A 22200-nucleotide genomic window follows, 5' to 3' on the forward strand; every position below is an offset into this window, starting at 1 on the left:
CATTCTCTCTATCGGCACGCCGCTATCGGCCCAGCCTCATCGGTGGATCCAGGCTCAGCCACATAGACCCCGGCAGGGCTGTGCTGGAACCGCGCACACGCGCACGATCAAGGTGCGAGCGTTTGGTACACTTCGGCTTGCGGCCGTCGTCGGGTTCATCCCTCACATTTATGATCTGTGTGCGCTCTCGCTGGTGACGTTGATCGAGTGCATCCACGCAGGCGGGGTATCGGGTGTCATACCGATGGCCGTGCCAACTGCTCTGTCGATGATGCAGGCGATGACAGGCACGCCCTTGACGATCGGCTCATCCGGCCACGGCGTGAAGCCATCTGTCAGGGTGATCACGGCGGAGGGCAGCGGGCGGTGGTCCTTGTCATAACGGTCGAAGAGCTCGACGAGAGCTTCTTCCATATTGGTGCCACCACGACCGTGAACCTGATCAAGGCTGCCCAGACTGGAATAACCGAATTCGACTCCCAAGCCGACATCGCAGTCGGAGACGCGCAGATCCTCGTTCTTAATCCGCAATGACTTTGAGATTGCTGCAATCTCACGACCAGCGGCGAAGAGTTCGTCGTCGGACATCGAGTATGAGGTGTCGCGGATGACATGGATGCTCGGGGTCTGCGTCGACTGCCCTGGCAAGATGATGCGCCTGGACGTTCCGGTCTCCGTGTTCATGATTGTCAGTCGGTGGTTGCGACGGTCGCGCTTGCGATGATCGGTCACACCCTCGCCAGAGGCTCGGCGGGCGCTGCGGCGAACAAGCATTCCGAGTTCTTTCTGCCACGGCACAGCCTTTTCTGCGAACACTGCCCTCGCTGTCTCCACGAGAGTTCCGGGCACCGATCCGATGCCGTTGTTGGCAACGTACTGTTCGACGTCCTTGGCTGTGACGGCTTGGATGCGTTCGCGCTCAGCCTTGGTGGCAGGCTTAGCCGCACCTCCCATGTCGTCATCGTCGCCGAGTTCACATGGTGCTGGTTGGCCACCGGAGGCCGACCCACACCCAACGAACTGAGGCTGACCGTCGTCTTCGTTGCTGTCACCGTCAGATTGCTTGCCTTCACCATTGCTGCTGTCGCCAGGCTGACCGGTACCAGTGTCGCCGGAGTCGTTGTCGGACTCGTCGGTGTCATCGCCGCCTTCGGCTTCTTCTGGATTCTGGTCTGCAATTCGTTCTACGAGCGAGCGAAAGTAGTACTGGGCTGTCTGGTGGTCGGGTTCGCCGAACTGCGACGGCATGATCCCAGAGGTGGCAAAGGTGTCGAGACCAGCGTCGACAAGATCATCATTGATGGCGGCGTCGGCGGCGACATTGAACGTCATTGCCTGCTCTGCCGTGACCCCAATTTCATCCCGGACCGAGGCGTGGTCGGCGAAGATGTGGCTGGCTTCGTGCAGGAGATTCTGACCATTCTCGTCATCGGTATAGGTGGCATCGACTGCCGGGAAGTCGATGTAGAGTCTCATGCTCTTGTCCACGGCGAGCGTGCCGAGGCCGTCTGCTGCGATCAGGCGCAGGGAGAACAGGATCGATGCCATGTAGGGCATGTGGAACAGGGCGATACTGCGCCATTTCCTGAACTGGGTGAGTTCGTGCTCTGTCGGGGTACGAAGATTCTTTGCCATGCCCTCTACTGATGTGGGGCACCAATCTGGTTCAAAGGGATCCTTTTGCGTGCACCAAACGATGCTGGCGGTTGTCACGGCGTGTTCACGCGATCGCTCTTTATTCAATCGAGCGCGGTTCGGTACTTCGTTAAGCGACTCCTGGCGGCACGAGCGGCATCAGGGTGCAACGACAACAACGCATTCACGAGGACATCGACCAGGAGTACCTCGGTGAATAATTCGGTGGTGATTTTGGCAACGGAGTGGGGCAGTTCAACTACGAGGTCAGCCATCGTTCTGACTTCGGGTCCGTGCGAATTCGACACGAGGATGCTTGTCGCTCCAACCTCTCTTGCCGTACTAAGTATGAGCGTCAGGTCATCGTGTCTCCGGCCAGGGACGAAGAGTAGAAGTGCCTGGCTGGCTCGGAGATTGATGAGGTCATTGGCCAAACTGAATCCAGAGCGGTCCATGTGTGTCGCTGGAACACCGGTACGACTCAGCCGCTCCGCTGCATATCGAGCTGCAGTAGCGGAAGTGCCCAGGCCCCACGTCACCACATCGGTAGCTTGATGCAAGGCTTTTGTGGTGGCAACCACCTCTTCGGCATCGACAGTGGAGCGGAGATCTTGAACGGTTTCGACAGCATCGTGAAGCACAGCAGCGATGGACTCATCTTTGGCTTCGGCAGCGCGAGAAATCGCCTGCTCGAGTCGAGTGGAAGGATCTACCGTCTTGGTGAGTTCGATACTCGCCTGACGTTTGAGATCCGGAAGTCCTGAGTAGCCCAGAGCTCGTGCCGTCCGCACTACAGTGGCGTCGCTCGTCCCGGTGCGTTCTGCCAAATCCGATGCTGTGCAATAGAGAGCTGCGAAAGGGTCATCTGCAAGATATCTGGCAACACTCTGCTCGGAAACCCTTAGATGTTCCCAGCGTTCTTCAATCTTGGCTGCCAGCGATGTCATGCCTGCCTTCGCTCTCTTGTAGTCGTTCTCAGTACCAGTACATTTCAGGAGATGAGTCGGGCTCGTTCCAAAAAAGCATTGATCTTTCTACCTTACCTCGGGGTCTCGAGGCTCCCCGAATGGTCATGTCGTATATACTACGACTTGTCGAATCTACGACCTTTCAGGTAACGTGACAGATGTCACGGGACGAATTGCTCTTCCCCACTCGAAGATGATTGATCAGTAGTTCTGTTTCCGTGGGACTGTCAACGTTGATAAATGGACGAATGGGGTACCCATGCCGATCGGCACACCTGTGATTGAAATCAAGAACATAGTTAAGCGATACCTGGAAGTTCCAGTTCTCAATGGGGTTTCGCTCGACATTTACGCCGGTGAGACCGTGGTCATCCTCGGCCCGTCAGGTTCAGGAAAATCGACACTGTTGAGGACAATGAATCGGCTTGAACCGATTGATGGCGGAGAAATCGGCTACCGCGGCACTCCAATTCCGGAGGAAGGCAGTGCGCTTGCCGGTTACCGGTGTGAGGTGGGAATGGTCTTCCAGTCCTTCAACCTGTATCCACACAAGACCGCCCTACAGAACATCTCTCTCGCTCCGATCAAACGGAAACGCGCGACCAGAGAAGAAGCCGAAACACAGGCTCGTGACCTACTTGAACAGGTGAACCTGACTGATCATGCAGATAAACGGCCGAGTGCACTGTCCGGGGGCCAGCAACAGCGTGTGGCTATTGCCCGCGCTCTAGCAATGAAGCCTGACGTAATGCTTTACGACGAGCCAACGAGCGCACTCGATCCGGAGATGATTCACGAAGTCCTGGGAGTAATGAAGCGACTGACTGACAGCGGTATGACTTCAGTGATCGTCACTCATGAGATTGGCTTCGCCCGCGAATCTGCTGACCGCATCGTCTTCATAGACGAGGGGCAGATCGTCGAGGAAGCCTCACCTGAAGAATTCTTCTCCAACCCCCGTTCAGAACGCGCACAAACCTTCCTAGAGAAGATCCTTCAACACTGAGAAAGAGGGAAAGTGAACACTACACGCAGAACACTTCTCATCGGCGCTGCCAGTGGCGCAGGATTGCTCGCTCTCAGCGGCTGCCGCAGCATCAACCCTGAACGGTTGGGGAAGGCGGCCGACGGATTCGCCAACGTCGATCAATCACCAGTGGTCGAGGCCGGACCGATAGCTACGACGGTACCTTCTAGCCCGATACTTGATGACATACGCAAGCGCGGGGCGCTCCGATATAGCGGAACTGACACACTTCCCGGCTTCTCTCAACGTAGCCCGGTCACCAGGCGCCTCACCGGATTCGACGCAGGAATCGCAATGCTATTCGCCAAGTACATTCTTGGCGAGCCGAATCTCGAATTCTCCAAGTCGGGTGCCGACACTCGAGAGGCGGCATTGCAGAATCACTCAGTGGACGCGACGATTGCCACCTACAGCATCACGCCGAACCGAGAGAAACTTGTAAACTTCGCTGGGCCATACCTCACGGTGACTTCCGGCATCGCCTGTCAAGCTGGGGACACAAGTATTCACCGCTCTTCCGATCTTGCTGGCCGCGACGTCGCCGTCCAGCCCGGGGCAGCCGAAGAGGCTTTGGTGCGCGAAGTGCCGGCCGCCAGACCAGTGAGATTCGAAGAGTCTGCGCAATGCTTCTCCGCGCTTCAACAAGCCAGGGTCAACGCGTGGGTAGCCAACACTGCGATTCTCACTTCTCGAGCCTCCACTGACACCCGAACCGAACTAACCGACCTGCGTTTTGGACGCAGTCCTTTCGGAATCGGGCTGCCAAAAGACGATCCGGTGATCAAAGACTTCGCGAACACGTTCATCAACACGATCGCTGCCGACGGCACCTGGCAAGCGCTGTGGGACGCGACAGCAGGAACAGTAGATCGCGTGACAAATCCAGAGCCTCCGCTCACCGATGCAGCGACCGGGGGTGAATAACAATGACTGAGTTGATGGAACATCTCCCCACGCTCACCTGCGGCTTTGGCATGACATTGCTCCTCAGCGTCCCTGCGTTCTCTATTGCTCTCGTCCTCGGAGCAATCGCAGCCATCTTCCGCGTCAGCGGGATTAGACCGCTGGAGATCGTTGGAACTGTTTACGTTGAAACTGTGCGCAACAGCCCCCTACTTTTGATCCTCCTTATGCTCATCTTCGGATTTCCAGATATCGGAATCACGCTCTCGCTGGAAGTAGCCGTCATCGTCGGGCTTGGACTGTACTCGGGAACCTTCGTCTGCGAGACGATTCGCTCGGGGATCAACAGTGTCGATGTTGGACTCGTCGAAGCAGCACGAGCCTCAGGTCTAACCACACGCGCGGTCATCGGCGAGGTTCTGTTGCCGCTGTCGTTAAGAACAATGATTCCGCCATTGGCAACGGTTTTCATCACGACTGTTCTTTCAAGCGCTCTTGCCGCGGCGGTCGGTGTCGCTGAGCTCACCGGAGAGACAAGAGCATACAACTTGGAGACCGCTCAACCGTTCATTGCATTCGGGGTGGCGGCGGCAGGTTACCTCCTCATCAACCTGACTATCGGGTGGCTGAGCGCCAGGTCCGAACGAGCACTGAAGGTGGTTCGATGAGCACTTCACGCGTATTCGACGTCGCTGGGCCGAAGCAGCGGCGCAGAGTCACAATTGTCACCGTGGTATCCACGATTGCGCTTGTCGTCTTGGGTCTGCTCACGGCCGAGAAGCTCCACTACGAAGCGCAGCTCATGGGCGAAAAGTGGAGAGTCTTCTACGATTGGGATTTCATCCGCTTTATACTCGACGGATTCCTCATCACGCTTAAGGTATGCGCAGTTTCCTTGTTTACATCCGCTGGGGTCGGCGTCCTGCTCGCGTTGGGTCGACTGTCGTCGGCACCGTGGTTGCGAGTGCCGTCGACAGCGATCATAGAGTTCTTTCGCGCAATGCCCTTCCTGCTCATCGTGTTCGCCGTAATGTTCGGTCTGCCTTCACTTGGGGTGACCATCGACCCGTATTGGCAGCTTGTATTGGCCATCACAATCAACGCTGGGGCGATGTTCGCGGAGGTTTTTCGCGCTGGAATACTTGCAATTCCGCACGGTCATACAGACGCGGGCTTGGCAACAGGATTAAGAAACTCCGAAGTATTCGGGTCGATCGTGTTTCCCCAAGCAGTGAGAAATACAGCACCGGCTCTACTCAGCCAGGCAGTTCGTGTCATCAAGGAATCAAGTCTCGGTTATGTCGTAGGAGTCGCGGAACTCCTCAACAACGCCCGTGTAGTCTCCGAGTTCACTGGCAACGTCATCCAGGCATATCTCGCTGCAGGGGTGCTCTTCATTATCGTCAACACGTTCGTTTCGTTCGTCGGCGCACGATTGTCCGCCTGGCAAGAGCAACGGGGTTGACAAGAAACGCTTCCCGTCTGGCTATCATCTCAACCTCAGAAAGACACCCCATGACCATTGCTTCCCTCATCGAAAAATACCGCGGAATCGGCACCGGGATCACTCATCTCACAATCGCCGACTCAGACCAAGTCATCACTGAATGGTATTGCGGTGATAGGCACCGGAATATTCCGCATATGCTTCATTCGGCAACAAAGTCGCTCGTCGGTACCGCTGCGGGAATGGCGATAGCAGAGGGCGTACTCGACCTGGACGCCCCCATGCTTGACTATCTACCCAAGTCGGCTGGTCAGCCCAGAGACCCCAGAGCATCCGAGATCACTATCAAGAACCTGCTGTCCATGCGTACCGGGCACGGGAGCGGTAGTTCCGGTTTGCTATGGCGAACCCTGAATTCGTCATGGATCGCGGAATACCTCAGCGAGCCGCTCGTTACCCAACCTGGCAAGGACTTCATCTATTCGAGTGGTACTTCCCACATGCTCGCCGTATGCGTGCAGCGGGCGACAGGAGAACGCCTCGACAATTATCTCCGACCTCGGCTCTTCGAGCCGCTAGGTTTCTCTGGAGTCGAATGGTCAACGGATCCAGAAGGGTTCTGTAGCGGCGGCAATGGCCTGACAGTCCGCACCGTCGATCTTCTCAGATGGGGAGTTCTCCATTTGAGAAAGGGAGAGTGGAATGGATTGGAGCTGATCCCGACGTCATGGATCGATGAAGCGACTACTCGGCAGGTGGATGCAAGCCATTCGGCGTGGAACGGCAGCGGCTACACCTCGGGAATCGTAAGCGGCGATGAAGCCGAAGGTTATGGCTACCAGCTCTGGTTGAAAAACGGCGCCTATTATGCCTCGGGGATGTTCGGCCAGTGCTGTCTTGTGGTCCCCGATGCCGGCAAGGTAATCGCGGTCAATTCCGCGCTCAATCGCCCGCAGGCGCGTGCTCTCGTCGCCGATCTCATTGATTTTGCCCGCTCGGATCTCGACGGAGCCGACGTCCGACAGGTCGGTGCTCGACGAGTGCCGCTCGCAGACGAACCGGCCGAGCTATGTGCCAGACTCATAGGCGAATACGTCGGCAACGATGGCTCATCAGCACGGATCTCATTGCGCTACGACGACAGCAATTCTGGTCAAATACTGGCCTTGGACGGTCACGACGCCGCTGGCGATTTGAGAGTACTGGCCGGGATCGGCACTTCCCGATGCGGTACCGGACCGATGCCTGGTCCGAGACTCCACCATTCGTACAGTGAAAACTCTGTGCCGATTGCGGCTAGAGCCGATCAAATCGGATCATCCACCATGGCGATCACTATCGACTATCTCTCGACACCGTTCATCGACACGTTGCTCCTCAGCCCCAATCCTCATGGCGGAGTCACGCTCACAAGGTCGTCTAATGTCAATAGCACCTCGACACCACCGATCGAGACCGCGCTAATTGTTCGTTGAAGGTTAGTACACCCACCACTCGGACGGAGCGGCACTTGGCGGAATCGGTTGGTCGTCGCAGCACTGTGTTCGAGTGAGCGATAACGAGACGACCACCAGGCTGGGTGAAAGTTCAGACAGGGCGAGAATCGATGACTTCACCCGGGCATCCAACGATTTGGCCTAGCGTGCAGAGGAGATTCCGGGGACATTTCGTCGAGCTCGTCTCGTCCAATAACGCTGCGAAATGTCCGGGTGCGTCTACCGTTGCCAAAGTACTTTAGTTCTTTGCGCCGCAGTCCGTTGAATCCTAATCACCTGAGTCTTTGGAATCGGCCAGCGTTGCCTTATCAGTAGCCCTACTCGTCGGTAGACCAAGATCGGGTCTGAGGGCATAGGCCGTATTGTCATCGAGGGCTACGGCAATGCCTGAGGAAGTGACCAACCAAGGGATTGTCTGGTCTGAAGTCAGAGTCGACAGTCTCCCTTCAGAATCGACCATGGCTCTGGCACCGGACTTATCGCGGCCATAGGAGTACTGGCCCGAGATCGACGAGGGAACGAAACCGTTGACTTTGAACAGTTTCGGTTTGCCGCTATCGCCGGTTGGGACGACGAGTCCGCCTGGGAAGGCGATGATGTCGGAGTTGTCGCTGGTGATGGCGGATGAGTCTTTGAGCGAGGATTCGGTGAACTCTTCGCTGGCTAGGACTTTTCCGTTGGTGATGTCGTTGACCGACACGGAGACGATGTTGCCCTTCGTCTTCCATGCCAGCAGCGCGTAGTGGTCGGTGACTCGGATCCAGCGCTGGATCTCTTTGCCGCCCTTGGGTGGCTTGAGCACGACCTTCTTCTTTGACTTCCCCGACTTGTCGAAGAATTCGATTCGGTAAGGTTCGGTAGCGCCGGTAGCGACCTGACCATTGTCAAGCATGGCGTAGGGACGCATCCGGTCGGGAATCTTCGCCCACGACTCGAGCTTCCCGTCACCAAAGCGCCAGGTACGTTTGCCATCGATTGTGGCCACGAGTGGTTCGGCGCCGGAGAAGGTGATGACTGACTCCGTATCGAGGTCAGATAGGTCAACTGTGTAGGCTTTCGCCTCCTGTCGCCAGACAGTGACTGTGTCGCCGTTCTGCGCGATGATGGCTTGCTTACCGTCAATGATTGATCCTCGTGGACCGATGTCGGGAATGCCGTGCAGCGGCAGCGCGGAGACTTCATCGCCGGTGGCTTCGTCACTGACAGTGAGCACGTTGTCACTTGAAACAGTCGCGACGAACTTGCCGTCGGGGGTTCCGCCGACGCGAGAGCGTGCACCGACTCCGCGGGACCATTCGGTTGAGAGCTTGTCTGCTGAGAAGCCGGCCACGGTCTTTGTGAAGCCAGATGCCTGTGTTGTCGCCTCTTTCTCATCCTTACCACCGAAGAATTGAGCCCCGACTGCGATGCCGGTGCTCATGAGTCCGACGATGGCTACGGCCGCCACAATGAGGCCGGTGACGGCTTTGCGGCCGCGGGGACGGTTGGACATGCGGGAGCGAATGATTTCGTTATCATCGACGCCGTCATCGATCCAGACTGAGGCATCGCTATCGAAGAGCCCTTCCTCTGACACCGATGCATCTGCGTTGAGAAAATCGTCATCGATCATGGGCAGATCGTCGCTCGTGGTCGTCACTTCCATCCCCGGTTGGGACTGCGCCATTGCCCCGTCGTGGACACCATTGGTCGTGACTGTCACCTCGTGGCGGTTGCCTTGGCCGTCGATGATGAGTCCGCCGACGGCGGCTGGGTTGTCGGCTAAGAATGGGAGTGCTTGGACGGCCAGCTCGAATGCCGAGTCCCGGTCGGCAGAGTAGGCGGGGTCGGCCGAGAGCTCATGGGCTTCGACCATCCATGGTGCTGAGCGGACGAAGATCGATGGGGAGGCGTCGGGTGCTGCTGTTGTGACTGCCTCGGGAGTGACTGTGTAGAGGAATCGGCGTCCGGCCTGCTCGACTCCGACCACGAGTTCGGCGACGTGGAAAGTGTGCCTAATGAGTGCGATTGCTTCGACCCATGAGTCGACGGCCACGTCCGGATAGCCGGGGGCTCTTACGGTCATGTAGCCAGAGGTGATGGTGATGCGAGGATTCATGAGTCTGACTCCTTGGCATGTGCCTGAGCTTCGTAGGCGGGGCGGGCTGTGAGCACCCAGGCCAGGCGTTGGCCGCGCATGATGTGGGCGCGGTCGAGTTCAAGGCTGGCCATCAGTCGCTGGTCGACTGTGGTGTGTTCGAATGCTGGTAGGCAGCGATCTCGTGCGGCGTTGATGAGCGCTTCGGCAGAAAGGTCACCGGTGAAGCCAGTCGGTCGCAGTCCCGAGATGACAATAGCCTCCGTCAATGCAGTGGCCACTTTGCGATCAGTGCCCAGAGTCATCGTTGTGCTCAGTGTGTGCAGTTCTCCACTGCCGATAGACGCGGCGGCGATCGGTGCTATGAGGGTTGTCAGTGTGTCAAAGAGTCTGTCTTTGGGTTCCGACTGATTCTCGTACCTTACCGATGCTTTACCGTGAGAATCGATGATCACAGTGTCAACACGGGCGCCCAGAACATGCTTGACGACGATGGCGGTAGCGACCGCGTCATTGCAGGCTCTGCTTCTCAAATACGACGGTTCGCGAGCAAAATCGATGGGGCCAACCGCGCCGACGGACTCGTCCACAATGGACGTGGGTTCATCGAGGGGCGCGTTGGATTCGATGGACCGCTTCGTCGTTGAATGGGCAAGGACTGATCCGCTGACGAAGAGGATCGAGAGCATTGCCACGGCGAGGGCAATGCTGCTCGCAGCTTTGGCGTCACCACCTTCGATGAGTGATCCGCCGAGGGCAAGTGAAATGGCGATAATCCAGAAAATGACGGCCAAGATCAGTGCCGCCATCACGAAAAGGACAATGTTGAGCAAGATGTTGAACATCATGATGGTTGCTCTGGCAAGGATCACCGATGTGGCGACGAGTCCGGGGCGGTGCTCGATGCGTTTGAAGTAGCCGTTGATGACGCGCTTGACGAACTTGTCTGCGCCATATCGGGGCGGAATCGGTCGAGCGATCATGTTTGTTCAACTCACTTACTTGAGACGGTTTGCTTGCATGAGATGTCGCCACGGGTCTGCCATGACAACCGGGAGGATTCACCGGAATAGGACAAGTCGTAAGTACCGGCTTCGACGGGGATTTCGACTGCTGAGTTGCCCCAGGACGTCCATTCGGCCTCATTGGGGCCGTTGACGGTGAGATAGTCAATGCGTCGGCTGGTGAATGTGATGCGCAGGGTTCCTTCGTCGCCGGTGCAGACCAGTGATTTGATGTTGAGATCATCGTTGGGCACGCGGTCTCGGAACTGAGGTTCGTTTATTGAGACCTCGGTGACTTCGACAGGCTTAGCCCAGGTTCGTCCGGCGAGCACTCCCCCGCCTGTCGCAATACCGATGATCGCGGTGAGAGTGACGACACCCACGATCGGCCCTGTGATGTAGAACCACAGAACCGACCGTGGAGTGTGCCGGAGCATCGACGGAGGATGCGTGCTCATCGCCGAAGACTCCTAGTGGTGGTCATGGTCACCAGTCGTCGTCCTCATCCTCAGATGCGGCCTTTGACTTGCTCGACGCCTTGGCGCCGACCTTTGACCTGGACTTAGTCTTCGGTGTCTCATCCTCCTCTTCGTCGTCCTTGGTGGTCTTGCGGGACTTGGACTTCTTGGCGTTCTTCTCAACTTCCATCGACTGGAACTTCGTCGACGGAGCGATCTGCTGAGCGTTGACCTGGAGCAGGCTGACCTCGCGGGAGTCGCCTTCGACGAGCTTCTTGACCTGGGCAACGGTGATGTCATCGTCGTCGAGGTCTTCGAGAGCTTCGAGCAGCGAATCGGTGCGCACATGCTCCATCGGGCGCAGATTCAGGTTGCCCCACCCGAAGACGTGTGTACCGCTGGCCATGGATTCGACGACGTTGTCGGCCTGCTGGCCAAAGACGACGACGGAGAGCCATTCGTGAACTTCGTCCTCGTCCTTGGCATCCTCGCCCCGGTAAGGCTGGTCGAGGTGGATGCTGAGGAGAGCACGCTGACGCTTTTTGCCCTTGGCCTCGAAGTACTTGGGGTCTCCGCCGAGGTTGCCTGCAAATTCGATACGTTTCATGTCAGTGCTTCTTTCAATCGGCCCCGCTATGCGAGGTTTCTATTTCTGGTGGAGGCTGAGTTTCACCGGGTGGCGAAACCGTCCTCGGTATATCTATGCGAGTACATGGTCGATGTGTCGCACTCCCGCTCATTTGGAGCAGATTGGGCGTTCGGGTGAACGTCTCACTGGCAATAGAGATCGGTTGCCAGGGTGGCTCGTCAGGGGGTAAGGACCATATCGACGCCGGAGTCTCGTGCCGGGTCCCGGTCATCGATTTCGTGGACGTCGTCACCTGGCTTGCCTCCCAGCTGGAAGAGCTCGACATGGAGTCCACCGATGTGTTCTCCACCGCTTGCCACTGATGAGAAGGTAATGTCTTCTGGTTCGATGTCCCCGCCGGGCCACTGATAGTCGGACCCGAAGACGACGACTACGACGCTTGTGGACTTGTAGATGGTGCTGCCTTTATCGTCGACACCTCGTTCTGCCGTCAGCACTGCCCCGTAGATACCGGGTTCGAAGTCGACGTGGAAGCGCAGATAGTTGGCGCCCTCAATGGGCAGGTCAACCTTCAAGGGCATGTAGTTCTCTTCGATACCCCGGTAGGAGTGGCGGAAGTAGCGCACTGAATCCTTGGGCCGCTCCGTGCGCATGTAGGCGTCGTCGAGCAAGGCCACCGAGGTGTCCGGAATTCGGCGCACGTCAGCTAAGGCGTCATCCCACGTCCGTGCTCCCGTTGTGCTTGTCGACGTGGCCGCGGTTGTCGCTGGTGTTGGCGTGGCTGTCGGTATCGTGTCTGGGATTGCGACGGACTCAGGTTCGGTAGCGTCTTCCTCGGCAGGCTCAGGACCTTCAGTGCCATTGGGGGTATCAGACCCGTCTCCCCCGCCGTCGGGATCATCGTCACCACCGTTGTCCTGGTCATCATCGTCATCATCCTGTGGCTTGTCCTCAGTCGATGCCTCGGCGACCGGCTCCTGCGCCTCCAGGTCTTCTGGTGGTGCCACCTCAACTGGTCGGTAGCAGGCAAGGATTGCCGAGAGGTCGATAGCTGACTCCTCGGGACTCGCTTCTTCGATGTCGAGCTTGCCGATGCGAAATGCCTTGATCTCGCGGCTGATGTCATAGGTCTGTTCGTCGGTGTCGTCGGTACCCACGCGCTCGGCAACCTGAATGTCACCGGAGACCGTGGCAAGGTCACCGACCATGATGGATTCGCCATTGCGGCTGAGTCGGTCAAGGCTTGACTGGAAGGCGATGCCGTCGAGGGCCTCGTGGGCAGTTTCGACGGTGAAGCGCACATACTGGCTGCGACCGTCCCTCGTCCAACGCACGTCCCATTTGCTGATCATGCCCACAGTGGTCAGTGACTGACCGTCTTCGGCCTTTGTCGCCCGGCGCAGCTTCGCCCAGGTCGACGTTGGTGCGTGTTCGTCCTTCCACTGACGAATCTCGCCTTCGAGCAGCGTCATCGGGTGAGTATCGGCCGTGACCAGACCAGTCTTGTCCTTTTGCCGCTTGGCCCGTTCAATGATTGAGTATTCGTCCTCGCCCAGTGCGATGTTCGGGTTCTTACGCCCAGCACGCACGACTCGCATCAGTGCTTTGCGGGGGCCGAAGACGTCACAGGCTCCCGCGGCGATGAGAGATTCGATGGCTCCGCTGTCGACGCTGGTGGGGCACCTGTTCATGAAGTCTGCAAAGGACGCGAACGGGCCATTGGCTTCACGTTCGGCGACAAGGTCCTGCGACGACTTTCCGCAGTCTTTGATCTCCGACAGGCCGAGGACGACCTTGTCGCTAGAGAGTGCAGCGGTCGAATACTGAGAGGAGTTGACGCTGGCTGACTCGATGCTGATGCCCTCTCGCATGAGAGAGGTGAACGCCGATTGACGTTTGTCGTCGTCGCTGGTCACCGACAGGATCGCCGCACCGTAATGGGCGGGCCAATTGGCCTTGAGGTAGGCGCCTGTGTAGGCAAGCTGGGCGTAGGCGAATGAGTGGGAGGCGTTGAAGAGGTAGTCAGCTGAGCCCTTGAAATCGTCCCAGAGCCTCTGTGCAGTCTCGGCGGCGAACGCTGGTTTGATCGACCCGTCGGCCAGCTCCATCTCCTGGCCGGCATCGGCGATGAACTTCTCACCGACTTCGTCCATGAGCGCTTTCTTCTTTTTGCCCACTGCCTTGCGCAGCTTTGAGCGCCAGTTGGCGTCGAATCCGGCCACCACAGTGCCCAGACGCATCAGCTGCTCTTGGTAGACGATGCAGCCTTGAGTCTCGCCGAGCACTGAGTCGATCGCGTTCTGTTCGACCTTATTGTGGGTGTACTTCTCGTAATCGATTGTGGCTCGACCGTGCTTGCGGTCAGCGAAGAGGTCAGGCATCTTCGCAGAGATTGGGCCCGGCCTGAAGAGCGCGATGACGGCGGAGAGCTCTTCGAGGCTGTGGGGTGCTACGTTCTCGCAGACGTCGATCATGCCTGAAGATTCGAGCTGGAAGAGTCCTGCCGTCTGGCCGGATGAGATGAGATCCCAGACCCGTTTGATGCGCGGGTTGGCGATATCAGTCGGGTCGGGAATGCCGTGGAGGATGTCAATGTCTTCGTCTGTGTCAGCTTTGATCGACTCAGCCGCAGTGACCATGATGTCGAGGTTGCGCAGGCCCAGGACATCCATTTTGAGCAGGCCGTAGTTTTCGAGTTCGGGGCCTTCCCACTCAGTGACTGAGTATCCGGCGCGGTCGGGGTTGTTGGCCGATTTCACATCAACTGCCAAGGGCACAAGATTGGTCAGAGGCTCATCGCTGATGACGATGCCACAGGCGTGGATGCCTTTCGTCCAGACTGTGCCTTCGAAGCCTCGTGCGGTGTCGAGGAGTTCATCCGCGTCATCATCGGCACCATCGATGACGGCTTGGCGGAAGTCTCGGCCTTCGAAGTTGTCTTCATCAAGCGCGTCGGCGAACTTCATGGGTTTGCCACCGGAGACCGGCAGCTTCTTCGACAACAGGCTCAGCTCGGGGCGACCGATCACCTTGGCAGCCTTCTGGAAGGCTTCTTTCGACAGGGCGGAGCCATAGGTGCCGATCTTGGCGACCATGTCTGAGCCCCAGCGACGAGAGATGTAGGCGATGACTTTGTCCCGGTGGCGCTGTTCGAAGTCGACGTCGATATCGGGCATATCGGCACGGCCCGGCTCCAAGAATCGCTCGAAGAGGAGGTTGTATCGCATGGGGTCGACGTTGACGATTCCCGTTGCGTAGGAACAAATCGATCCCGCTGAGGAGTTGTGAACCACGAACGAGTCAGTCATGAACGAGTGGTCGCCTGGAACCTCGATGTCGTATACCTTGCGGCAGTCCGGCACTGTCGAGATTGAACGCACGCGGCTGTAGACGAACTTGTCGTCGACGAATCCAAATTGCGCGGGAGCAGCGCCGAACTCGCGGGTCGTGCGAATCTTGTATGCCACTGAACGATTCGCGAATTCTTCACGATCGTCGGTGCGGTTATCAACTGAAACCCCCGCAGGGGCACCGATTGACCAGAGAAGGTCTCGCACTTGTTCCATGAGGCGCGGTGATGACGTCGAATATGACCAACGATTGTCAGCTACCGAGCCATCGCCCCACCACAGGCCGCGAAGCAAAATCGTCTTCCTCGCAATAGTGAGATCGGACGTCCATTCAGGTAGGTGTTTGGTTTGCGCCGTCATGGTGTACTTGGGTACAAAAGACCGGAATAGCGCACGAACAGATGCCGAATGGACTTCCCATTGGGTTAGGTCGGTTTGAGCATGGTCATACCGTGAGGTATCTAATCCCCACACCTGGCGAACAGCATCAGGAATCGTCGAGTCTGAGGTCGATCTTTGTTCCGCCCATCCAACCTTGCGCTCACCACCCCTAACCAACCATCCGTTCGATGCGAAAGCACCCAGAAGGAATAGTAGATTGTCGTCGATGGCAATGTACCTCGGCGTGCGAACTTCTTTGACAGCGTTCGCGCCCACGTAAGCATCCCAATGGTCGAACGAGGCGAATCCGGCTTGACGAAGAGTAGTTGCCAGCTTCGCCCGAGCGATCATGCTTCGCTGGCTCCGCGACTTCGTAATCATGACGTCACCGGTGAATGGGTGCGATTTTGCGATCGATCTCAGCGTGTTCGGTGCGATCGACAGTGACTTCGAAATTGCTGCGGCGCTGTGAGCAAAGTTGGTGCTGTAACGGTTGGCTAGGACGTCGGAGTTCCACTGTTGGAATGAGGAATAGCCGCGACTCCGTAGTTCGCCAGCCAAACGGTCGCGTAGCTGGGTAGAGCGAGCGTTCGTTGTAATAACTGGAGGTAGCGGTGCGTCGAAGTCGCCGCCAATGCCAACATGTGCCTGGATAACTGTTCTGGACAAACCGGTGCTTCGAGAAACTTCGCGCACCGAGTAGGGGTAGGGATGATTGACCGGCACACGTTCAATGATCTCAGAGTCAGTAATTATAAAATCGATGCCCTTTGGCGCTTCTGGCAGAAGCGGTGCCACATCAATGACCGCCGGAGCATTTCCAGTCGATGTAGGACGAGGGACGCACAGCAGATCACCGATGGACACGTTTCGTGCTTCAGTCCACTCTTGCGGGGAAGTTGCCTCTGGTGCGAATACTGCACCGCCCTTGGTTCGCCGAGGATCGGTTTCGAGTTCCGCTTTTCGAACCAGCACCTTGTGATCAGCGGTCATCGCGACACCGCTACCTGAGTAATACCCATCAATCTTGATGAGGTCCTCATTGACGTCATAAGCGAACGTATTCGCCACCGGACGGATGGCGCCGGTGTGGGTGCGTACATGATCTCCGACTGAGATGTCTTTGATGTTCTTATAGCCGCCCGGAGTCCAGACCCGTGAGTCACCTCGGAGGCAACCTCGTCCAGGACCAACTGCGATGCCTTCGCTTCTGGCCCAGGCGATGATGTCGTCGACGATGAGGAAATAGTCGGAGAAGCCCATTCCGGAGACGACACTGAATTCTTCTTTGATGCGTGACTTGACGTCATCAGTCAACGGCGCCCCGTACCGGAACTTGGCACCCTCATTGACCTTGGCAAACAGGTAGTGGTCGGCATCGGTCCATGCGACCTTCTTTCGCGTTGCCAAAAGCACTTTCGACAGGCGACGCTTCTTGTCTGAGATGGTGAAGTCTTCGGGGACAGGGAAGTTGGGCAGCCTGCGTTTGGCGGCCGGCATGGCATCACCGTCGACGCGATCAGCAATGGACATCGTGGTCTCGACTGCTCGATCCCACCAGTCCTCGTCGCGGATGGCCCGCATTTCGTCTTCAGTCTTGAGGTAGTAGCCGGTGCCGTTGAACTGGAACCGATTGGGGTCACTGATCGTTGTCCCCGACTGCACGGCCAACCATGATTCGTGGATCGGCTCGTCGCGCTCGTGAGTGAAGTGGCAGTCATTGGTCGCGATTACCTCCACACCGGCCTCGTCAGCCAGACCTACCAGGTCACCGGTGATTGCCGTCTCTGAAGCGATGTCGTGGTCCATGATCTCGACATAGGTGTTCGCGGCGCCGAAGATATCGATCAGGGTGTTGAGTTTCTCGGCAGCAGACTCACGGTCACCGCGATGGAGAGGTCCGGCAACCGGGCCTGCCAGGCATCCGGTGAGGACGATGAGTCCTTCGTGGTGTTCGGCCAGGAGATCGTAGTCCATGCGGGGGTGTTTGCCCCAGCACGAGTCGTAGGACTTGCGGTGCAAGGTGAGAAGGTTTGACCAGCCGATTTCATTGATCGCCAGGATCGTCAGGTGATCGTATTTCTTCTTCTTATGACTCGAGACCTCGGATTTCTCATAGTTGTCGCTGTCTCCGCCGTCACGGGGAACAGTCATGAGGTTGCGCTCGTGGCGAGACCCGATAGCCATATACGCCTCGATCCCATAGATGGGTTTGACCGGCAACTCGGCATCAGCGTCGAGGTCACCAGTTTCGACAAGGTCGTCTTTGAGTTTGTGGCAGGCGTCGTGGAGTTTGTAGGTGCCACCGATCGTGCCGTGGTCGGTGATGGCCAGAGCCTTCTGACCTGAGTTGTAGGCGTGGCGAACCATGTCGTCGATACGTCCGAAACCATCGAGCAATGAGTACTCGGTGTGTACGTGCAAATGTGTGAAGCCCATACCCGTATATATGCGGCGAACCCGAACATGTGTCGGACCGGCGAAGAAACCATCGAACCGCTATACCCCTGCCGGGTGTCGCGTTCCTGTCGTTCGTGAGTGTTGCCGCACGTAGGGAGAGTATGAGCAATCACAACCGCGTTCACGCCGGAGTCCCAGACGGCGGCCAGTATGCCGAAAGTGCCCGAGCACGCCCGTCCATCGACCTTGGCCTCGACACTGACCAATTCGATGAAGGCCAGGATTTCGACACCTCGCCTGAGGCAGTCGCCGAGTCCCTCATCGACCCCAAAACCGCACCCCATCGGGTCCGCGCGTTCGACCTCCCCGACATTGAGCAGGCCGAACAGACTCGAAATGAGCTCGTTGACACCTGCGAGGCACGCAACCCCGTCGACGATGAGCACGTGCCCAACCTCGTCATGTTGACCAAGGACGAATCACGGGAGGCCGCGAGAGAGTCCCTGCCGCACATGTCTGAGAATGAGTTCGACTACCGGTGGGCACGAGTGGAGTCCTCGCACGCCCATATGGCGGCGTTCGCTTCTCGGCAGGGCCGGGACTTCGCAGCCGATACCCACTCCAATGAGAGAATCGTTGCCCGCGGTGACGACGTCGACGACGAGAAATACGCCCACCTGCTCGCAGTCGAATGGTCACGTGCCTACACAGCATCTCTCGACGAGGCGATCGCCGCCGACCAGGATGCCGAGATCGGCGCCCTTCGTCAGTCCCGGCCACCGATGGCCGTGTGAGGCAACCAGGTTTGGCGTGTTTAGTATTGACGCACAATGATTAGTGTAGCTAAACTCCTGTTTTATGCAGACGAACACTCCCAATCCCGAGGCCGAAGCCCCGGTCAATGACCACGCGGTTCGGGTTGGTGCCGCAATCCGAAAAGTGCGCAACGATCAGGGGCTCAGTTTGCGAGCACTTGCCGACAAGTGCGGGCTCTCGTCTGGGTTCCTTTCGCTCGCTGAACGTGGCGTCAGCGCCTTGTCGCTAACTTCTCTATTTGCCTTAGCGGAAGCGCTTGGCGTCGATGCTGTGGCATTACTCGGCGCCACCGAATCACCCCTAGAGAAGAGCTATGTTGTTCGCCGCCATGACAGCCCAGACAATATCCGGGTCGTCATGGGCGACAGAGAACACTTCGTACTCAGCGGTGACCTCCCCGACCAGAAACTTGAGGTCCTGCGCACCACTGTTTCCCCGACCGAGAACACTCCGGAGATGACTAAGCACGACGGGGAAGAATTCTGCTACGTACTCGACGGCGAGCTGACCTTCACCTTCACTGACGGGGAGGCTATTTTGCGAGCGGGAGACTCGATTCACTTCACCTCGTCGAAGCCGCACTCAGTACACAACGACACCCAAACTCCCACTAAGACACTTTGGATAGTCGACCGACCATTGCTACACCGCACCTAATCACCTAACCCATCGACCGGCTCGTCGCTCGACGCAGCCGTACCCTTTCACACCCAAAATCAGAGGCGACAATGACGACGCACAAAACCACGACTGACCAGAAAAAGACATTCTTCGGGCACCCCCGCGGACTCTCTACACTGTTCTTCGTTGAACTCTGGGAGCGATTTTCCTACTACGGAATGTCCGCGATCCTCCTCTACTACCTGTACTACTCGGTTAGCGAAGGTGGCCTGGGTATCGACAAAGGCACTGCCACCGCGATCGTGTCGATCTACTCCGCGCTCGTATACATGTCGGGTGTCATCGGTGGATGGGTGGCAGATCGACTGCTGGGGATGCGAAAGGCCGTCATCATCGGTGGCGTGCTCATCATGTTCGGACACATCGCACTAGCAATACCGGGCGGCCTGCCCATGCTCCTTGTCTCGATGTTCCTCATCGTCATCGGGACCGGCCTACTCAAAACCAACGTGTCCAGCTCAGTTGGCGAGCTCTACGAGAAGACCGACAACCGGCGCGACGCAGGGTTTTCTCTCTTCTACATGGGGATCAATCTCGGATCATTCGTAGCCCCGTACTTGGTCGGAACTGTTGGCCAGAAAGTGAACTACCACCTCGGATTCAGTCTCGCTGCCGTCGGAATGGCAATTGGACTCATCGTCTATATAAGAGGCGGACGCCATCTCACTGCTTCCGCGCCTACCAACCCGCTGCGCCCTGGCGACGGACGACGCCTGACGGGTCGAGCCTCAGTCGGTGGAATCATCGTCGCGGGCCTTGTGGTACTGGCGAGTTTCACCGGTCTCCTCACCGTCAACACGCTGATCAACACGGTCACCGCACTGTCCGTCATTCTGCCCATCGCCTACGTCATCATCATGCTCCGAAGCCGACGCACTGACGCGATCGAACGGTCTCGCCTCCTGGCATACATCCCACTGTTCGTCGGTGCCGTCTGCTACTGGATCGTCAACGAACAATCGGCGTCAGTGCTCGCCGAATTCGCCGACCAACGCACCAATCTCACAATCCTCGGGTTCGACGTCCCATCTTCATGGTTTGCCTCACTCAACCCCATCGCCACTATCATTCTGGCTCCGACCTTTGCCTATCTGTGGTTCCGGCTTGGCGATCGACAACCATCTACGCCGATCAAGTTCTCACTAGGACTCTTCCTCGGCGGTGCGTCGTTCATTCTCATGGCCGGACCGGCAGTGCTCTTCGGAACCGACACTCCTGCCAGCCCACTGTGGCTGCTCGCCAGCTACGTCATCGTCATCTGTGGATCAATGTGTCTTTCCCCAGTCGGGCTATCGGCAACAACCAAGCTCGCGCCCCGAGCGTTCCTGTCCCAGATGATGAGCCTTTGGTTTCTCGCATCGGCAACAGCTAGCGGCATCAACGCACAGCTTGTTCAGTTCTACAGCCGAGAGACCGAAGCCCAATACTTCGCCGGAGTTGGTGCCGGGGTTATGGTCGCCGGCGTTCTCATGCTCTTCGTAGCACCGTGGGTCCGCCGTCACATGTCCGGTGTCCGCTGACAAATACACATCACAATCTAAAAAGAGGGAGATACACAATGAAGACGGTCATCATCGGTAGCGGAGTCGTTGGGGCAACAGCCACCTATGAGCTTGCGAGAGCTGGAGTAGACGTGACCCTTGTCGATTCCAATGAGGAAGGCCGTGCGTCGTCGGCCGGAGCTGGGATCATTTGCCCATGGTCATCAAAGGTCGAAGACCCCGACTGGTATGCGATCGCTTCAGCAGGAGCTGAGTTCTATCCCGAACTGCGCAAACGTCTCGATGCTGACGGGGTGCATGAGTTCGACTACCGCCAGGTGGGTTCATTGCGTCTGACGACAGCTGAGAACATCGACTCCGACTTTTCAGCGGTCTCCCGCCGAGCTAAGGCTTCCGACCTGGCCGGTGAGGTTTCCGTCATCACTGGCCAGGATGCCAAAGCCAAGTTCCCGCCCCTGGAGCACAATGGGCCAGTCATTCATATTCCTGGAGCTGCTCGCCTCGACGGACGGTCGCTACGGGACTCGTTGCGTGCGGGTGCCGCAAAACACGGAGCGAAGTTCGTCAACGGGCGGGCGCGGATCGAGGTTGACAGCCAAGTACGCGGTGTCACCGTTGACGATACGTTCTACCCCGCTGATGTCGTGATTGAATCGGCTGGAGCCTGGTCTCCACAGTTACTGAAGCCACTTGGGATCGTGTCGGCAATTCGGCCGCAACGCGGCCAAATTACGCATTTGGGACTGCCTGGTGTGAACACTCGAGATTGGTCCGTGCTCTTGCCGATGTCGAGTCACTACTTGCTCGCTTTCGATGACTCCCGAGTCGTCGTTGGGGCCACACGTGAGGTGAATAGTGGGTTCGACTATCGGCTGACGGCCGCTGGGATTCATGAGGTTCTGGATGAAGCTCTCTCGGCAGCGCCGGGACTGACAGACGCTACATACTTGGAGACCCGAATAGGGTTCCGACCGGTCGGACCCGATATCAAGCCACTTCTCGGTCACGTGGACGGGATACCTGGACTCATAACCGCCAACGGTCTTGGTGCCTCGGGACTGACGATGGGCCCATATGTCGGTTCTGTTGCCGCTCTCCTAGCCCGCGGTGAAGACACCGACCTTGATCTGGCAGCCTATGACCCTCTGCGATTGCCAGCTGGTGAGCGGGCAGTCGCAGCCGTCAGCGCCTGACGAGTGAAATAGTCGCTTCTCCCCAGATGCTTGTCAGTCGTGCTCACTAATCGGCGCATAGATACCTATATGGGATACAACTACAACGACGACGGAGACGAAGACTGCTTCGACTCATGCTTGAGCCTCTTCTCTCCGCTGCTCGGGCCACTGTTGATAGTCGTACTGCTCTTCGTCCTCGCTGTTGCCGGCGCCGGGGTCATCGACTCGTGGTTTGGCACCGACTTCGCGGGGTTCCTGGAGTCATTGCTAGACAAGGTCACAGGCTGATCT

17 protein-coding genes are annotated in these 22200 nt (G+C 57.7%); 10 read left to right on the forward strand and 7 right to left on the reverse strand.

Annotation, left to right across the window (positions count from 1 at the left end; genetic code table 11):
* Positions 1–168: 168 nt before the first annotated feature.
* Together INT40_RS18510 and INT40_RS18515 are read right to left on the reverse strand one after the other, a co-directional pair.
* A complete protein-coding gene (locus INT40_RS18510) occupies positions 169–1635 on the reverse strand; it encodes a DUF2201 family putative metallopeptidase (protein WP_193096704.1) in 1467 nt (488 codons plus the stop codon).
* A 104-nt stretch (positions 1636–1739) separates the two neighbouring features.
* Positions 1740–2582 (reverse strand): MurR/RpiR family transcriptional regulator, encoded by an 843-nt coding sequence (locus tag INT40_RS18515; protein WP_193096705.1) that lies wholly within the window; start codon positions 2580–2582, stop codon positions 1740–1742.
* Between the two features lie 280 nt (positions 2583–2862).
* Here INT40_RS18515 and INT40_RS18520 point away from each other — a divergent pair, with 280 nt between their 5' ends.
* From INT40_RS18520 to INT40_RS18540, 5 genes are all read left to right on the forward strand, one after another.
* On the forward strand, positions 2863–3609 hold the full coding sequence (locus INT40_RS18520) for an amino acid ABC transporter ATP-binding protein (protein ID WP_226831649.1): 747 nt from the start codon (positions 2863–2865) through the stop codon (positions 3607–3609).
* A 12-nt stretch (positions 3610–3621) separates the two neighbouring features.
* Positions 3622–4554, forward strand: coding sequence for a transporter substrate-binding domain-containing protein (locus INT40_RS18525; protein ID WP_193096706.1), 933 nt, complete (start codon positions 3622–3624; stop codon positions 4552–4554).
* Positions 4555–4568: 14 nt separating this feature from the next.
* Positions 4569–5201 carry an amino acid ABC transporter permease gene (locus INT40_RS18530; RefSeq protein WP_226831650.1) on the forward strand — a complete coding sequence of 211 codons (633 nt, stop codon included), beginning with the start codon at positions 4569–4571 and terminating at the stop codon, positions 5199–5201.
* A 62-nt stretch (positions 5202–5263) separates the two neighbouring features.
* A complete protein-coding gene (locus INT40_RS18535; protein ID WP_193096708.1) occupies positions 5264–5998 on the forward strand; it encodes an amino acid ABC transporter permease in 735 nt (244 codons plus the stop codon).
* Positions 5999–6048: 50 nt separating this feature from the next.
* Complete coding sequence (locus INT40_RS18540) at positions 6049–7455, forward strand: serine hydrolase domain-containing protein (protein WP_193096709.1); 1407 nt, start codon at positions 6049–6051, stop codon at positions 7453–7455.
* A 289-nt stretch (positions 7456–7744) separates the two neighbouring features.
* On the opposite strand, the gene INT40_RS18545 is transcribed toward INT40_RS18540, so the two are convergent.
* From INT40_RS18545 to dnaE, 5 genes are all read right to left on the reverse strand, one after another.
* Positions 7745–9574: a hypothetical protein gene (locus INT40_RS18545; protein ID WP_193096710.1), complete on the reverse strand. Its 1830-nt coding sequence runs from the start codon at positions 9572–9574 to the stop codon at positions 7745–7747.
* The gene (locus INT40_RS18550) at positions 9571–10536 is read right to left on the reverse strand and encodes a hypothetical protein (protein ID WP_193096711.1); all 966 of its coding nucleotides are present in this window, start codon (positions 10534–10536) and stop codon (positions 9571–9573) included. The genes INT40_RS18545 and INT40_RS18550 overlap by 4 nt, the downstream gene beginning before the upstream one ends.
* A gap of 11 nt (positions 10537–10547) precedes the next feature.
* A complete protein-coding gene (locus tag INT40_RS18555) occupies positions 10548–11015 on the reverse strand; it encodes a hypothetical protein (protein WP_069600565.1) in 468 nt (155 codons plus the stop codon).
* Positions 11016–11043: 28 nt separating this feature from the next.
* The gene (locus tag INT40_RS18560) at positions 11044–11622 is read right to left on the reverse strand and encodes a single-stranded DNA-binding protein (protein ID WP_193096712.1); all 579 of its coding nucleotides are present in this window, start codon (positions 11620–11622) and stop codon (positions 11044–11046) included.
* Positions 11623–11822: 200 nt separating this feature from the next.
* Positions 11823–17774, reverse strand: a complete 5952-nt coding sequence (gene dnaE, locus INT40_RS18565) for a DNA polymerase III subunit alpha (RefSeq protein ID WP_193096713.1) — start codon at positions 17772–17774, stop codon at positions 11823–11825.
* Positions 17775–17896: 122 nt separating this feature from the next.
* Here dnaE and INT40_RS18570 point away from each other — a divergent pair, with 122 nt between their 5' ends.
* From INT40_RS18570 to INT40_RS18590, 5 genes are all read left to right on the forward strand, one after another.
* Complete coding sequence (locus INT40_RS18570) at positions 17897–18529, forward strand: hypothetical protein (protein ID WP_193096714.1); 633 nt, start codon at positions 17897–17899, stop codon at positions 18527–18529.
* A gap of 64 nt (positions 18530–18593) precedes the next feature.
* Positions 18594–19208 carry a helix-turn-helix domain-containing protein gene (locus INT40_RS18575; protein WP_193096715.1) on the forward strand — a complete coding sequence of 205 codons (615 nt, stop codon included), beginning with the start codon at positions 18594–18596 and terminating at the stop codon, positions 19206–19208.
* A 71-nt stretch (positions 19209–19279) separates the two neighbouring features.
* Positions 19280–20752, forward strand: coding sequence for a peptide MFS transporter (locus INT40_RS18580; protein WP_193096716.1), 1473 nt, complete (start codon positions 19280–19282; stop codon positions 20750–20752).
* A 38-nt stretch (positions 20753–20790) separates the two neighbouring features.
* Complete coding sequence (locus INT40_RS18585) at positions 20791–21927, forward strand: NAD(P)/FAD-dependent oxidoreductase (protein WP_193096717.1); 1137 nt, start codon at positions 20791–20793, stop codon at positions 21925–21927.
* 69 nt (positions 21928–21996) lie between these two features.
* On the forward strand, positions 21997–22197 hold the full coding sequence (locus tag INT40_RS18590; protein WP_143923188.1) for a hypothetical protein: 201 nt from the start codon (positions 21997–21999) through the stop codon (positions 22195–22197).
* The last annotated feature ends 3 nt before the right edge of the window (positions 22198–22200 follow it).

The sequence above is a fragment of the Brevibacterium sp. FME17 genome (assembly GCF_014897515.1).
In the GTDB taxonomy this organism is placed as follows: Bacteria; Actinomycetota; Actinomycetes; order Actinomycetales; family Brevibacteriaceae; genus Brevibacterium.

Bases quoted from the DNA above. Each gene is read 5' to 3' on its own strand.
- INT40_RS18540 (WP_193096709.1), top strand. From the start codon at position 6,049: ATGACCATTGCTTCCCTCATCGAAAAATACCGCGGAATCGGCACCGGG.
- dnaE (WP_193096713.1), bottom strand. From the start codon at position 17,774: ATGGGCTTCACACATTTGCACGTACACACCGAGTACTCATTGCTCGAT.
- INT40_RS18585 (WP_193096717.1), top strand. From the start codon at position 20,791: ATGAAGACGGTCATCATCGGTAGCGGAGTCGTTGGGGCAACAGCCACC.
- INT40_RS18550 (WP_193096711.1), bottom strand. From the start codon at position 10,536: ATGATCGCTCGACCGATTCCGCCCCGATATGGCGCAGACAAGTTCGTC.
- INT40_RS18510 (WP_193096704.1), bottom strand. From the start codon at position 1,635: ATGGCAAAGAATCTTCGTACCCCGACAGAGCACGAACTCACCCAGTTC.
- INT40_RS18530 (WP_226831650.1), top strand. From the start codon at position 4,569: ATGGAACATCTCCCCACGCTCACCTGCGGCTTTGGCATGACATTGCTC.
- INT40_RS18580 (WP_193096716.1), top strand. From the start codon at position 19,280: ATGACGACGCACAAAACCACGACTGACCAGAAAAAGACATTCTTCGGG.
- INT40_RS18590 (WP_143923188.1), top strand. From the start codon at position 21,997: ATGGGATACAACTACAACGACGACGGAGACGAAGACTGCTTCGACTCA.
- INT40_RS18570 (WP_193096714.1), top strand. From the start codon at position 17,897: ATGAGCAATCACAACCGCGTTCACGCCGGAGTCCCAGACGGCGGCCAG.
- INT40_RS18575 (WP_193096715.1), top strand. From the start codon at position 18,594: ATGCAGACGAACACTCCCAATCCCGAGGCCGAAGCCCCGGTCAATGAC.
- INT40_RS18520 (WP_226831649.1), top strand. From the start codon at position 2,863: ATGCCGATCGGCACACCTGTGATTGAAATCAAGAACATAGTTAAGCGA.
- INT40_RS18545 (WP_193096710.1), bottom strand. From the start codon at position 9,574: ATGAATCCTCGCATCACCATCACCTCTGGCTACATGACCGTAAGAGCC.
- INT40_RS18560 (WP_193096712.1), bottom strand. From the start codon at position 11,622: ATGAAACGTATCGAATTTGCAGGCAACCTCGGCGGAGACCCCAAGTAC.
- INT40_RS18555 (WP_069600565.1), bottom strand. From the start codon at position 11,015: ATGAGCACGCATCCTCCGTCGATGCTCCGGCACACTCCACGGTCGGTT.
- INT40_RS18515 (WP_193096705.1), bottom strand. From the start codon at position 2,582: ATGACATCGCTGGCAGCCAAGATTGAAGAACGCTGGGAACATCTAAGG.